The following is a 14884-nucleotide window of genomic DNA, read 5'->3' on the forward strand; positions in this document are numbered from 1 at the left end:
TCAAGATCTGCTCCATCGTCGACGAGCACACCCGCGAATGCATCGGCGGGCTCGTGGAGCGGTCGATCACCGCCGACCGGCTCACCGCCCACCTCGAAGAGCTCGTCGCCGTCCGCGGTGCACCGGGTGTGCTCCGCAGCGACAACGGGCCCGAGTTCATCAGCGACGCGATGGCCGACTGGGCGGGTACCCGCACCGGCCTGTTCTACATTCCGCCCGGCTCGCCCTGGCACAACGGATACGTCGAATCGTTCAATAGCCGCCTCCGCGACGAGTGCCTCAACATCAACAGCTTCTACTCACTGCTGCACGCCCAGGTCGTGATCGGCGACTGGAAGACCGAGTACAACCATCAGCGTCGGCACTCATCGCTCGGCTACCTACCCCCGGCCGAGTACGCTCGGCAGTGCACCCATCAAATCGAAACCGACGACTCACAGAGCGACCGGACCGAATGAAGGGGGCGGCCCATAATGAGGACCGGAGAGCATACAACCTCAGAGGTCGCGGCCCTTATGGGAGTTTCCAGAGCTACCGTTTACCGCGCGATGCAGCGTGCAAATTCTCGGTGACGCCACGATGCAATCTCCCGAGTCGGTCACGTGGATTGGTACTTCTTCACCTTCTTCAGCCAAGATGCAAGCACCTCGATCTCAGCATTCAACTGATCGATGGCCGGAGCAGTGTAGTTCAGCTCTGGATGTGGATCATGTCGTGACGCCCACCCCGAAATTCGACTGTAAGAGTCGTCATAGGTCTTCACGTCCTCATCTGTGACGCGACCAACGACTCGCAACTTTCCGACTCGGACTTCCAGGGACTTATAGTCCACCAGAGGCTCGGCGAGAACCTGGCTAATAATACGCTCCCAGGTCTGAGACAAGTGACCGGCGATGTTCTCAGTCGCTCGGAGGTAATCAGTTTCACTCATCCCCTCCTCGCTGCGGCGCAGAACCGCAACCTCCTGCCGCAACGTATCTATGCGTTGAGCAGCATCCTGCGCCGTCCACGGGTGGTCCAGAGTTGTGAACCCCGGCCCAATCTTTCGCCGCTTTTCGATGCCTCGCGTCGCGAACCGAACCTTCGACTCGCCCGCGGCCTTACGCAGCATCATGGTGAACGCTACATCGTGGGTGAAGACCACAACCTGACGTTCTTCAGCCAATGCGGCGATCCGTCTCGCGACAGACTCGCGCTTCATGTGGTCTAGGGATGAAACGGGATCGTCGAATACGAGAGCCGATCTACTTGCATCGAAGTGTGCCTCAGTGAGGAAACCAGCGAATCCGAGAGCGGTCTGTTCCCCTTCCGAGAGGACTTCTACAAGACTTGCTCCAGGGCGTGCATTCAGAAAGTCTGCCTTGTGTAGCAGGGCGCCTTGTCGCGCTTTGGTGGCCTTGAATGTGACGCGCTCCAAGCCGAGCCGGTCCGTCTCGCGCGCGAAGCGGTCGCGCGCCTCCTCGGTTACATACGTCCGAGTGAGTTCGCCCGCCTTTTCAGTTATCGAGCGGGTGTTAGCCTCTGAGAACTTCGAGTTGAGCGCGGCGACCTTTAGAAGCCTGGATCGTTCAGCCTCGATTAGGTTGCAGCCATCACGCATCGCGATTTGGTCGCGAAGCCGCTGTTCTTCAGATTGAGCCGCCGTTAGTTGTTCTGCGAATCCTTCTGCGTTCACATTCGCGGCTTGGTCACGGTGGCGAGCGGCGGCTGCTTGCAGTCGCGTTAGGTAAGTACTGACATCGACTGGGGCCGATCGCTCGCCAGTCGACATCGCTTCCTTGCGAACCCGAAATTTCTCCAGGAGTGGATCAAGAGACTCCGCGAAGTTCTCATCCCTCTGCTGAACAGTTGCAATGGCCGACGACACCACGCGAGGTGTGAACTCCAGTTGTTCGAGGTCATCTCGAAAGCGTTCAAGTGCACGCTGGGCGGCCCCAGCTTCTCGCGCGGTTGTGTCTATGACGAATCGGTGGAATCTGGCGAGCCGGTCTGATGCATCGTCACTGAGTGTCTGCTGGCACAGGACGCAGACTGCGCCCTCCTCAGTATGAGGGAAAGCATGTTCCGGATACACCTCCTTGGAGTACCCCTCCGCCGCACGCCACAACACTTGCCATACGCTTGATCCGACCCCAGAAAGTGGCTCATCAGCGAAGGTGTTGCGCGACGCGAGATCGGCTGCGCGTTTCGTAGCCGTGACTCTTGCGGACAGTTCGTCGAGCCGCTTCTGTCCGTCGGCTCCCAAAGCCTTGTCAAGGTCTACGAGGTGCTGAGAAATCGTCTCTAGAGCAGTCACGGTTGCATTTAGTTGACGCTTCTCCTGCGTCGGGTCGCTTGTCCTGAGCCGAGCAATCGCGTTCACCTGATTCTCTAGTCGCTCGTCAACGTCTGAAGGGCAAGCCACCGCGGCGCTTATGGCGTCGTCCGTGGTCGATACGCTCAGGCTTTGGAGGAAGGCGCCGCCGGGACCGAGGTCGTCCACGTCGGGTAGAGGACCAGGTTGACTTACAGCTTGCTTCCAGCCGTCGATCACCTGTCGTACACCCGTACAGACCGCCGCCAGGTCGTCCAGGAGTTGGACCGCAGCCGGCCGGTAAGAGATTTCGGCCTCGGCGGTGAGATAGGTGTCACCGCAGTGCTCATCATAGAAGGCCACACGACTAAGATCAGGATCGGCTGGCTGCCCAAGTTGGACGGTGCGCTCGTTCGCGCCGACAGTGAATTCGACCTCTCCTGACTGCTGATCCGGCGTTTGAGCGAAAACGTCCGGCAAGATGTCAGCGTGATGCCTCGTTCGCACCATTGAGCGGATCACCCTGGCGTACCCGGACTTGCCACTGCCGTTGTTCCCAAATACGACCGTGAGCCCGTCTGGCTCGAATGTAAGTTCTTGACCAGATGCTAGGCGGTTGACGTTCGCGAGCCCTCTCATCGCGACGACGCGAACCGGCTCGTCCTTCGTGGCCTGCGTAGGTGACAGTTGAGCAAACCAGCCCCCGTTGGGAGGCGATTCGGGCTCTTCGAACAGGCTCCGCGCGATCTCCTCATGGTCTTGCTGTCCAAGCGCTTCCCCGGCAGCGATCCGTGCCAGAGCCTTTTGCTGCCACCATGGTCTCGACTTCGCCCAGACAAGCACGTCCTCGTAGGCGGTCATCTGCGCACTCCTTCACGCACCAGGACGAACGGGGGAACGAGTTGGGTGAGCAGGTCAGTAGTCACTGGCCAACTCCGACTCGTACAGGGCCTTGGCACTCTGGGCATCTCGGATGGCATCGCGCACGCGTGGCTTAGTGATGTCGAGGACGCGTAGCACGCCGCCGGTCTCGGCCACGGACTCGATGCGGCGGAAGTCATCTACGAAGCGCTCGGCGAAGTCGGCGAGGCCGCGCAGCTTCGGCAGCGCGTCGGAGAGGTGGTGGCCGTGCGGGTCCACGAGGTCCACCGCGACGCTGCCGTCGTGGTTGGTGCCGAAGAAGAGGAAGTCGGGACGAAGAGCCTTCCAGTCCTCCATTTCGTCCTTGTAGGCCACGGCGAGCGATTCCTTCGTGCCGCGGTCGGGGTTGCGGTACCAGCCCTGGTAACCCGGCTGCGCGGCTTCGGAGTCGAGGACCTTGCGCTCCCACTCGTTGAGCGTGATCGGGACCGTGCCATCGTCCGCGGCGAGCAGGTGCATCTCGCGGGTGGGCAGGTCCTCTTCGGTGCCATCGGGGTGGCGCACCTTGGTGTCGGCCTGGCCGTTCTTCGGGACGAAGAGTGTGATTGGTTCGGGCGTCGTCGACATTGACTCCAGTCCGTCGTACTCGGCCTGGCGCTCGTCGCTCAGCCCCTTGCGCGCGACGCGGGTCTGTGTGAGCCACTCCCGGGACAGTCCGTCGGCTTCGTCCTCGACCGCTTGGGCGATCTCGCGTACTCGGCCGAGGGAGGCGACGGTGATGTGCGCTTCGAGGAGGTCGTCCTCTTCTCCGTCCGGCCCGACGAGGTGGTCGACATAGGAGGAGCACAGCGCCGGGCTCAGTATCCGCGCAGCCGTGCGGTAGTAGTCCTCAATGGCACGAGGATCGGCGCTGACGGAGAACGCACGGTAGGAGAATCCGCCGCCGACTCTTCCACGGACCTCTTCGCCCTCCATCGTGAGCACGTCCTCGCGTGCCTTCTCGAGCTTCTCTCGGTACTGGACCGCGCGACCGTCGAGCACGGCGTGGAGATGCTTGTGCGCCTTCTCTACGGCCTCGTCCACGAGGTGGTCCTTCGACAGCGCCGCCGCCAGCGCGGTGAGCCGGCGGATGGGCTTCACGTTGTTCTTCGGGATCGTCACCGACGGGATCGCGGCGAAGCGCTCCCACACGGCCTGGGGGATCGCCGGGTTCTGGTACAGCGGGATCGGGTCGAACAGCACCCGGCGCCCGAGGCCTCCGCCGCCGTCCTCACCCTCGTCGGCGTCCTTGCTCGTCGCGCCCTTCATCAGCAGCTCCGCCACTCCGGTGGCGGTCTTGCGGTCGAACAGCGGCAGCAGGCAGTCAACCGAGTTCAGCAGCTCGTTGCCGGGGATGCGCCTGGCGAGGGGTGTGCGCATCATCCGTCCGAGCAGCTGCGTGATGTGTGTGCGGTCCTTGGCAGGCCGGAACGAGACGAGCACCTCGGCTCGCGGGCAGTCCCAGCCGGTGGAGATCGCACTCTTGGCCAGCAGAACCCGCACATGCGTCGCGTCCTGCACCCGCTGCGGCTCGATGTAGGGCACGATCTGCCGCCCGATGGTTAGGTCGGTGTGCTCACCAAAGACGTTCGCCACGGCGTCGTAGGGCAATTCCGACCACGCCTCGTAGATCGTGTCCAGTGTCTGCGTGAGTGTCTCCTGCGAGGGCTTGTCCCCGACCTGAACCACCAGGAGCGGACGGACCGCCTCAGCCTCGCCCTGCTCGTGCGCGTAGTCCTCCCATGCTGCCTGCGAGGCCTTGATCTTCTCAACAGCCTTGGTGAGCAGCACCGTCTCGAACGCGCCGTCCTCGGCGGGGATCGACAGTGCGATGTCGTCCTTCAACAGACCGGAGGCCTGCACGAGCGCGGAGTCCACCTGCACCGACGGCAGCGCGTCCCGGCCCTTGGCATCTTTCATTGCCGCCTCGAAGCGCTCGACCGTGGCCGAGATGCCGAACACCACCGGCATGGGAGGCACCGGGCTCTGGCCATTGATGAGCCGCTGCACGATGGTGGACCGCTCACTCGCCCGCGTCCCCATGCCTCGGTGTGCTTCGTCCAGCACGAGGTAGAGGGTCAGGTCCTCGTTGGCGATGGTGTTAGTGATCGTGTCGTAGATCGAGGACTGCGCGTGGTCAGGGCGGCTCAAAGGTTCGAACAAACCTGCTTCGGACGACTCGGTTCGACCTGTAGCGCCGCGGACCAGTTTCGAGTTCTTGCTCAACTTCTGTGTGTTGAGGAAGTAGACCATTCGCGGGCGGAAGTGGGTATCGGCAAAGTCAGCAGACACAGGTTGAAGCCGATAATCCAGTTCGCTCGCAGCCGCCCGGATGCGGGCACGCGATTGCTCGTTCAGCGCTGGATCATCTGAAAACCACAGGACTACAGCACCCGGGTCGGGCTCGAAATCAAATTCGTCGTTCCCCAAAAACAGAGCCTCGATCACTGCTGCAGCCATGACGGTCTTGCCCGCGCCCGTAGTCGCCGTGAGCGAGAACTGCGAGAGCGCGCCGTAGCGACGGTAGGAGTCGCGAGCACGGTCCAGGTTCCGCAGCACGTCACGGACGGCCTCGGCCTGGTAGTCCTTCAGCGTGTAACGCAATTTACAGGCTCCGTCCCGTGTTGATCTCGAAGTTCTGGAGGTACGACTCGTACAGGCGAACCGAAACGACACCGCTCAGCAGTTCGCGGCACACCATCTGGAAGGCGCTGTCGTCGTCCGTGACGACGAACACGATCTCGACGCCCTGACGAGCGCTCACCGCCGTGACGAACTCGTCCGCCTGGTCGAGGTTCTCCAGCACGCCGTAGGCATCGGCCACGTCCCAACCGTCCTCGCCAAGGTCGCAGATGATGCGACCACGGGACCCGGCGCGCAGCCACAGCATCGGCGCGACCCGTTCGAACGCGCGGTTGTGACGGACCGATAACGGCGCCTCGTAGGTGAGGGTGAAGAACGTGGCGTTCTCCTCGAAGCCCTCCGACATCGGGAACTTATCGGTGAACTTGTAGTCGCCCTTGATCGGCTCACCCTCGGGGGTCTGGCCGGTGATCGCGGCGGTGAGGCGCGGCTTGGTGATGTAGTCGCAGATGCCCAGCGTTTCCCACTCTGCGTCGCCAGGACGCAGGTTGTGCCCACGCAGCCCAGTCTGCTCGTCAGCAGACACCTCATTGTTGGTCACAGAGATGCACTGTCGACGCCCTTTGTCCTGCCGATTCAGGCGCATCACAGCATGGGCAGTCGTGCCTGATCCGGAGAAAAAATCGAGGACTACCGCATCAAGTTTGTCCTTCAAGAAGAACCGGAGGGTATCCTCCACTGCGTAGAGCGATTTGGGGAAAGGGAACTTGCGACTCGGGAGGAAGCGCGAAAGCAACGCCGTGCCGTGGGCACTGGCATCGTGAGATGGCATAAGCCACATCGTTTTCGCCTTCCGGGTGGCAAGTGCCGTGGGCAGGACGTTGAGTTTTCCTTCAGCATCGCGCCCATCGATTTCGAAGGCGCCCGACCGCACGGCAGTCAGATCGCCGCCCTTCAGGTAAACAACGGATGCTGCACCAGCGTCGGGATCAGTTTTCCTCAACGCAGCGGTCCCTTCGGCCAACTGCTCTCGAAGACGCGCAGGTGATACCTGCCACCGACCTTCCTCACCCTTCGGGTCGAGCGGCCAAGCCGCCCACGTCCCGGCAGGAGGAATCACCGAATGACGGTCCTGCGACAGAGGGAGCGGTTCGCCGATCGAGTAAATGAATCCGTTGTCATTCGAGATGAAGAGTGGGTAGAAGCCGTTCGGGCGGTGCTCACGCTTCCAGTCAGTACTACCTCTCCTACGCAGGCCTTGCCACGTGACTTTTGCGAGCTTGGCCTCCCCTTCCGAGTCCCTGAGCATGTCAGTCGTGCTCGTTGTCGGGTGCGCTTCTCCAAACATCACGAAGAAGATGAACTCTTCGACTCGTGAGAACTCATCTCCTCGCTGCGAGCCGGACGGCTTGATAGATGACGTAACCATCTGGATGTTCGCTTCGGGGAACGTCTGCTCCAGCAACAGCCCCAGCCGGAGGTACTCCTTCTCATCGATCGTGACGATAAGCACCGAGTCGTCGGGGTTGAGCAGCTCTCGTGCGATCTTCAGGCGCCGCTCCATGAACGCCAGCCACTTCGAGTGCCGGTAGTTGTCGTCGCCCTCGACGTAGTTGTTGTTGTACTTCCAGTCCTTGGCGCCCGTGTTGTACGGCGGGTCGATGTAGATGGCGTCAATGGAGTGCCGGTGCGTGTACGTCAGCATCTCCAACGCGTGGTAGTTCTCCGCGTTGATGACCGAGTGGAACGGTTTGTCTCCGCCCTGCTCGACGCGACCCGTCTCCACGAGGCCGGGGTAGATGCGATCCCGGAACTCCGCGACGACCACCACGTCGTCGGCGGGCACAGAGCAGGCCGCGGGCTCCTCGGCGTCCAGCTCCGCGAGATGAGCCAGGCGTTGCCCGTCGGCTCGTTCGATCCGCGTGACGCGCCACAGACGCTGGTCGCCAGTCTTCATCTCCCCACGAGGCGGAAGCACGCGCACTTTGTCGCCACGTCGCACCGGCCTGCCGGGCAGCTCAACAGCCTCGGGCTGATGCTGCTCGAAGACGAGGCCGAAGGTGCGACGCTTAGTGAGCGCGGCGATCTCTGCTTCCAGATCAGCACCGAGTTGCGGATCAGCCTTGCGCGTCTGCCGCAGCAACTCCGTCAGTCTCGACAATGGTGTGCCCTCCTCGTCCGCACCGATGCGAACTAGCGTCTACTTCTTACTCCCAGACGGAATCCCTGTACGGAACTCGACCGCGTCACCATCGATACCTTGTTTGACAATTGCCAGCGGGAAGCGCTCTATCACCCTCGCCGCCAATTCTTCGGTGCGATTCTCGATGTCGTTAGGGGTCCAAGACTCCCTCGTGGCCAGGTCAGCGTTCAGTGACAGGCCGTTTCGATAGCCGATACGCCTGCCCTTCGAGTCCTGGCGGTCGCGCTTCTCGGGGAAAGACTTGTTGCCGAGGTTGCTGTTATACGCGGTGATGGTGAGGTTGCCGAGCCTATGCTTGTGCTCCTCCTGTACCTGGGCAGCGATCTCCTCGCCCCCGAGCATCTCCTGCCACTCAGCCGGAAGGTTCTCGCCCTGCGGGAGGATGTGCTCGATCGTCCAGACGAAACGGTTCTTTTCCTGACGCCACAGGTCGACACGCGTCTCCTTGGTCATGGCATCCTCAGCCAGTGTCGTAAGGATGAACCGAGCAACGTCGCTGTTCTCCTCGTAGATGCGCCCCAAAAGTCGGGTACGGAACTCCTCGTCGGACACTGAGGCCGCACTTAGCTTCTCCTCGACGATCTCCACCACCTCGTCGCCTCGGGCATCACCCACAGCGTCGATGGTCGTCATGAACAACTTCGCCAGTGCGTACGTCTGCGGGTATCCCGTGAGGTTGCGTCGGACAAAGAAGCTCGTGAGACGGTCTACGACAGTCTCGATGTGTGCATCTGTCAGAACCAGATCGGACTGTTTCGATATCAGCCACATAAGAAGCACGTAGGACGGCGCGCCCTGAGCGCGCATCAAGCGCTGGAACGACCGGTCGAGGGTTGTCGGCTGGTCGAGTTCAACGACGCAGTTGATTCGCCCGTAGATCTTGCTCGCCGCCACCAGCGAATCGACAACGTGTTTGAGGCCCTGCTCGAGGAGCTTCTCGTAAACCCTGATCAGGTTGGACTTCGTGGCTACCGAGGCGTTTGAGACCTCGGGCAACTCTGATTTGAATGCGTTGTAGTAGTGGCGGAGAAAGCGCTCCTGAGTGGAGTAGCTGTCACCGAGGCTGGTCAGCATGTCGTTCCAGTGCTTGAATGCCTCGTCGACGTCCATGATCTGCTTCTTGTCCGACTCGGCGAGAAGATGGTTCTTGATCAGGTCCACCGGCGAGAGCGGCATCCCGCGGTTATTCAGAGACTCGAACAGCACGAACGCGTCGGCATGGTTGGCCACCTCAATCTTCACGATCACAGCCTGCAGGGCCGCCTCATGCACCCGCAGGGCCGCCTCCGGCTGTGTGATCTCCTCAGTTTCGGCGAGCTTCTGGATCGCGGAGCGGAAGTAGCGGTAGCACTTGGCGATCCTGCGGCTGGGAAAGTACGGCTTCCATTCGCCCTCCACCGGCAGGCCCGCTTCCTCGAGCACCTTGCGGAAGTCAGAGAGGTTGTGGCCCTGCTTTTGCGGCGTCACCCTTGGCTGTTGGTCGGCTTTCCGCACCAACTGCCTACCGAGGTTGATGACATCCGTTCGTGTGTCGTCGTCGAGATCGCCGAGGTGTTCCTTAAGCACCGAATAGACGGCGGCCAACAGCAACGTGAGCGTCGTTAGTCGCTGCTGCCCATCGATGACCTGCAGGATGTTGCCCTCGAGCGTGTCCGTGGTCTGGTCGAGCGTGATGATGGTGCCGAGGAAGTGCGCGCCGTCGGCCTCGATGAGATCTTCGAACAGGTCTTCCCAGTGGGACTTATACCAGGAGTACTCGCGCTGGTAGGGCGGGATCCGGTACAGCACGTTGCCTTCGTGACTGAACAGCGTGTGCACCGGATACTGATTGGCAGACTTGATCACCGGGGACCCCTAAGGCCACGCCTCGATATGTGGCTGACTTCTCTGTCGATGGAGTCGTGGACCCTGGCGTACGGGTTGCGAGATCCTGTCACTTCTTCCCACCAGACGTTAGCCCTGTACGAAACTCGACCACATCCCCATCCTGCATCACGTACTCCTTGCCCTCCATGCGCACCTTGCCCGCGGCCTTCGCGTCGGCCATGGACCCGGCGGCCATGAGGTCGTCGTAGGAGACGATCTCCGCCTTGATGAAGCCCCGCTCGAAGTCCGAGTGGATCACCCCGGCGGCCTTGGGGGCGGTGTCGCCCTGGTTGATGGTCCACGCGCGGGCCTCCTTGGGGCCGGCGGTGAGGTAGGTCTGCAGGCCCAGGGTGGAGAAGCCCACGCGGGCCAGTTTGTCCAGGCCGGACTCGTCCTGGCCCTCCATCTCCAGCATCTCGCGGGCCTCCTCCTCCGAGAGCTCCGCCAGATCCGCTTCCAGCTTGGCGTCCAGGAACACGCACTGCGCGGGCGCCACCAGCGCCTCCAGCTCAGCCTGACGCTGGGGTGAGGACAGCACGCCCTCGTCCGCGTTGAATACGTAGATGAACGGCTTGGCGGTGAGCAGGTTCAGCTCGCGCAGGTTGTCGGTGTCCAGCTTCTCGGGCCCGGCGGCCTCGAAGATCGTGCGGCCCTCAGCTAGCACCTTCTCCGCTGCCTGGTACGCCGCGAGCTGCTCGGGCGAGCCCTTCTTGATCTTGACCTGCTTCTCCAGCTTGGGAATCGCGTTCTCCAGCGTCTGCAGGTCCGCCAGGATCAACTCGGTGTTGATGGTCTCCATGTCGGAGGCGGGATCGATCTTGCCGTCCACGTGGATCACGTCCGGGTCGTCGAACGCGCGCACCACCTGGGCGATCGCGTGGGCCTCACGGATGTTGGCCAGGAACTGGTTGCCCAGACCCTCCCCCTCGGACGCGCCCTTCACGATGCCCGCGATGTCCACGAACGACACCGTTGCCGGCACGATCTTCTGCGAGTCGAACAGCTCCGCGAGCTTGTCCAGCCGCTCGTCCGGCAGGTTCACCACGCCCACGTTCGGCTCGATGGTCGCGAACGGATAGTTCGCGGCGAGCACCGTGTTGCGCGTGAGCGCGTTGAACAGGGTTGATTTTCCGACGTTCGGCAGACCGACGATTCCGATAGTAAGAGCCACGGCAGACCAGTCTACCGGTGCCCGGTCCGCCGGGCGGCCCGCCCGTGCACGTTCCGTCCCCGCGTCAGCAGGGCCCATCGGAAGTGCCCACCCCTGACACTTGTCACCGCCACGTCGTGACAAACCACGGTTCCGGGCCCGGGCCGCGCGCGGGAGGGTGGAGTCATGAACACCACAGCACCCCTGGAAGCCCCCGCAATCACCGTCACGGACGCCGTCAAGTCCTTCCGCACCCGCCGGGAAACGGTGCGCGCCGTGAAGGGTGTCTCGCTGCGGGTCCCGCGCGGCGACGTCGTCGCCCTGCTCGGTCCCAACGGCGCCGGGAAGACGACCCTGCTGGACATGGTCCTCGGCATGACCGACCCCACCGAGGGCGAGGTGCGCGTGTGCGGTGAGACGCCGCGCGCCGCCGTCGCGCGCGGGAAGGTCGGCGCGGTGCAGCAAGCGGGCGGGCTGCTCGGGGACCTGTCCGTGCGCGAGACCGTGACCATGATCGCCTCGCTCTACCGCGACCACGCACCCGTGGCCGAGGTGCTCGAGCGGGCCGGAGCCGCGCAGTTCGCGAACCGCAAGGTATCCAAGTGCTCGGGCGGCCAGCAGCAACGCGTCCGGTTCGCGCTCGCCCTGCTCCCCCGCCCCGAACTGCTCGTGCTGGACGAGCCCACCGCGGGCATGGACGTGCAGTCCCGCGCCGACTTCTGGGACACGATGCATGCCGAGGCCCAGCGCGGGCTCACGGTCGTGTTCGCCACCCACTACCTGCAGGAAGCGGAGGATTTTGCGCGGCGCGTAGTGCTCATGGACCACGGCACGGTCCACCACGACGGGACGCTCGACAGCTTCCGTTCCGCCTCCACCCGTCAGACCGTCTCCTTCTCCTGGCCGGGGACGACGCCGCTGCCGGACCTTCCCGGCGTCACGCACCTCGATCGGGCGGGCACCCGCGTCACCGCGCACACCCGGGAATCGGACCGGCTGGCCCGCGTCCTGCTCACCGAGACCCCGGCCACCGAGCTGGAGATCTCTCGCGGCGGGCTCGAGGACGCCTTCGCCGCCCTCGTGAACCGCTCTGGCGAGCACTGAACCGCAGCGTCCCCGCCTCATCCGACCCACGAAGGATCCCGTCATGAACCTCACCTACACACTCCACGATTTCTGGCGCCAGGTCAGGGACGTCGCGAACATGTTCTTCATCGCCGTCCTGCCCGCCGCATTGTTCGTCATGTTCGGCGTCACCCAGGGCTGGTCCGGGGAATCCTCGGGCCACGGCAACGTCTCCGCGTACCTCATGGTGTCCATGGCCGCGTATGGAGCCGTCACCGCCACCACGTCCATCGCGGGCAGTGCGGCGGTCGAGAGGCTGCAGGGGTGGGGCCGCCAATTGGCCATGACCCCCATGGGCACGGGCGGGTACGCCGCGACCAAGGTCACGGTGGCGGTCTCCGTGGCCGTGATACCGGTGATCATCGTGTACCTGGCCGGCCTGCTCACCAATTCCATGCTGGACGACCTCTGGCGCTGGTTCGCGACCGCCGGGATCGTGGTGGCGAGCTCCTCGGTCTTCGCGCTCTACGGACTGGCCGCGGGGTTGTTGTTCCGCTCGGACGGGGCCGTGAGCGCGGCGTCCGGTCTGCTCGTGGTGCTCGCATTCCTGGGCAACGTGTTCATGCCGCTGTCCGGTGCATTGCTGGACTTCGCGCGCTTCACGCCCTTGTATGGGATCGTGGGACTTGCCCGCTATCCGATTACCGAAGGCTGGGTGGTCGCCGTGGACGGCACGGCCGAACAGGACAGCGTGTGGCTGCTACTGGCCAACGTGGGTGTCTGGGCCGCGATCTTCGGCGCCATCGCCCTGATCGCGGCCCGAAGAGCAACGGCCCGCCGATGACCACCAGGACTTCCGAGAACCCCGCGGTCCGGGGTACCGCGTGCGCGAGCGACCCCGCCCCGGGGACATCGACGTGGCCGGACGTCCTCTACGCGTCCGTGTGGTTGGTCTTCCTCTTCTTCCCGGCCTCCGGGGTGCTCTCCGCACCCGTCTCGAGCGGCACGAAGGCGCTGGGCCTGACCGGTCTGGGCCTGTTCGCCGCACTCTACGTGGTCTCGTGGTTGCTCGAGTACCCGTTCCCGCGCCGCAGCGAACGGGCCAACGCCCTGTTCTGGTGTCTCGTTCTCTTACTGCCGCTGGCTCTCGTGGTGCCGGCCGCGGGGCTGGCCGTCACGTACGTGGCGCCGTTCTTCGTGGCCGTGTGCATCTTCCGGTTCAGTATGCGGGCCTCACTGATCTCCGCGGCGGTGGTGGTGCTCGCGGCGAGCGTCCCGTGGCTGCTCGCCCGACCGCCGCACGAGTGGGGGTGGCCGCTGATCGGGGCCCTGCCCGCGGTCTTCCTGCTGCTCATCTCCCGGTGGATGATGGAACGCTCCGGGGTCCAGGAGGAACTGAAGCGGGAGCTGGAGCTGGCTCGGCAGCGCGAGGCGGTGGGCCGCGACGTCCACGACATCCTGGGCCATTCCCTCACCGTGGTGTCCATGAAGGTCCAGCTAGCCCAGCGGCTGCTGACCACCGATCCGCAGCGCGCCGCCCAGGAACTCGACGACGTCCTGGTCCTGACCCGCGACTCCCTCACCGACGTGCGCTCCACCGTGGGCAAACTGCGCGAACCGGAGCTGAGCGTCCAACTCGTCCAGGCCCGCGCCGCTTTGCGCTCGGCAGGCATCACGCCGCACCTGCCCGACACCGTGCCCTCGATCGACGCAGCACGGCGTTCCGCGTTCGCCTGGATCCTGCGTGAGGCCGTGACCAACACGGTGCGTCATTCCGCGGCGTCCTCGTGCCGGGTCACGCTCACTCCCACCACGTTGACCATCACCGACGACGGCGTGGGCCTCGCACGAACAGACGACGACGCCGTGCCCGCCCCTCCTGCCCTCGCGGCCTCGCGCGCATTGGTCGACGACGTCGTCCTGTCCCCCGCGCGTGCCGGCACTGGCTCGGGTGGAGCGGCCGACGACGCCGGGTCGGGACGGACCGGGGACAGCACCGGGCCGGGACGCGTACGGAACGGGGCGGCAGCGGCGTCGTCGTCCGTGCTGCGCGGCAACGGACTACCCGGCAATGGCCTGCGGGGCATGCGGGAACGGGCCGAGGCCGCCGGATTGCGGTTGGCCGTGATTTCGCCCGTGGCCGGCGCGGACGGTGGATTGCGGATCGTGGTGGAGCCAGCATGAATCCGATCTGCGTGGTGATCGCCGACGACCAAGCGCTCGTCCGGGCCGGGCTCGCAGCTCTGCTGGACCTGGAACCGGACATCCGCGTGGTGGCCCAGGTGGGCGATGGCAGGGAGGCCGTGGCCGCGGTGACCTCGCAGCACGCAGACGTGGCGCTGCTCGACGTCGAGATGCCCGTGCTGGACGGGCTCGAGGCCACCCGGGAGATCACGGGTGGCGGCTCGGGAACGCGGTGCCTGATCGTGACCACGTTCGACCGGCCGGGGTACCTGCGCCGCGCCTTGGAGGCCGGGGCGAGCGGCTTCGTGGTCAAGGACACGCCCGCGGAGCAGCTCGCGGAGGCCATCCGGCGCGTTCATGCGGGGCTGCGCGCGATCGACCCCGCGCTCGCGGAGGAATCACTCGTGGCCGGTGCCAACCCGCTGACCCAGCGGGAGCAGGACGTGCTGCGCGAGGCCGCGAACGGCGCGTCCGCCAAGCGGATCGCCGCGGCCCTGCACCTCTCCCCCGGTACCGTGCGCAATCACCTGTCCTCCGCGATCGGCAAGACGGGTGTGCAGAACCGGTCGGAGGCCGCGGCCCTGGCCCTGCGCAACGGGTGGATCTGAGCCGCGGTCACCCGTGCGCTTGTGCGTGTCGG

11 protein-coding genes are annotated in these 14884 nt (G+C 64.3%); 6 read left to right on the plus strand and 5 right to left on the minus strand.

The window, feature by feature from the left end; translation table 11 throughout:
- Positions 1-458: integrase core domain-containing protein (locus RF650_RS12405; protein WP_368815062.1), on the plus strand; the 458-nt coding region annotated here is incomplete at its 5' end.
- Positions 459-473: 15 nt separating this feature from the next.
- Positions 474-572: a helix-turn-helix domain-containing protein gene (locus RF650_RS12410; RefSeq protein WP_368815063.1), complete on the plus strand. Its 99-nt coding sequence runs from the start codon at positions 474-476 to the stop codon at positions 570-572.
- 26 nt (positions 573-598) lie between these two features.
- On the opposite strand, the gene RF650_RS12415 is transcribed toward RF650_RS12410, so the two are convergent.
- From RF650_RS12415 to ychF, 5 genes are all read right to left on the minus strand, one after another.
- Positions 599-3154 carry an AAA family ATPase gene (locus RF650_RS12415; protein WP_368815064.1) on the minus strand — a complete coding sequence of 852 codons (2556 nt, stop codon included), beginning with the start codon at positions 3152-3154 and terminating at the stop codon, positions 599-601.
- 54 nt (positions 3155-3208) lie between these two features.
- Positions 3209-5797 (minus strand): DEAD/DEAH box helicase, encoded by a 2589-nt coding sequence (locus RF650_RS12420; RefSeq protein WP_368815065.1) that lies wholly within the window; start codon positions 5795-5797, stop codon positions 3209-3211.
- A 1-nt stretch (position 5798) separates the two neighbouring features.
- Positions 5799-7919, minus strand: a complete 2121-nt coding sequence (locus RF650_RS12425) for a site-specific DNA-methyltransferase (protein ID WP_368815066.1) — start codon at positions 7917-7919, stop codon at positions 5799-5801.
- 57 nt (positions 7920-7976) lie between these two features.
- Entirely contained in the window at positions 7977-9824 is a 1848-nt protein-coding gene (locus tag RF650_RS12430) for a DUF262 domain-containing protein (protein ID WP_368815067.1), read from the minus strand.
- Positions 9825-9912: 88 nt separating this feature from the next.
- Positions 9913-11016, minus strand: coding sequence for a redox-regulated ATPase YchF (ychF, locus tag RF650_RS12435; protein ID WP_368815068.1), 1104 nt, complete (start codon positions 11014-11016; stop codon positions 9913-9915).
- Positions 11017-11181: 165 nt separating this feature from the next.
- On the opposite strand from ychF, the gene RF650_RS12440 reads away from it, so the two are divergent.
- From RF650_RS12440 to RF650_RS12455, 4 genes are read left to right on the plus strand one after another with little or no spacing between them, the layout of a single operon-like run.
- On the plus strand, positions 11182-12099 hold the full coding sequence (locus RF650_RS12440; RefSeq protein ID WP_368815069.1) for an ABC transporter ATP-binding protein: 918 nt from the start codon (positions 11182-11184) through the stop codon (positions 12097-12099).
- Between the two features lie 43 nt (positions 12100-12142).
- Entirely contained in the window at positions 12143-12904 is a 762-nt protein-coding gene (locus RF650_RS12445; protein ID WP_064847293.1) for an ABC transporter permease, read from the plus strand.
- Positions 12901-14244 (plus strand): sensor histidine kinase, encoded by a 1344-nt coding sequence (locus RF650_RS12450; protein ID WP_368815070.1) that lies wholly within the window; start codon positions 12901-12903, stop codon positions 14242-14244. The genes RF650_RS12445 and RF650_RS12450 overlap by 4 nt, the downstream gene beginning before the upstream one ends.
- The gene (locus RF650_RS12455) at positions 14241-14852 is read left to right on the plus strand and encodes a response regulator (protein WP_368815071.1); all 612 of its coding nucleotides are present in this window, start codon (positions 14241-14243) and stop codon (positions 14850-14852) included. The genes RF650_RS12450 and RF650_RS12455 overlap by 4 nt, the downstream gene beginning before the upstream one ends.
- Positions 14853-14884 lie beyond the last annotated feature (32 nt).

The sequence above is a fragment of the Kocuria sp. CPCC 205297 genome, assembly GCF_040981035.1.
In the GTDB taxonomy this organism is placed as follows: Bacteria; Actinomycetota; Actinomycetes; order Actinomycetales; family Micrococcaceae; genus Kocuria; species Kocuria marina.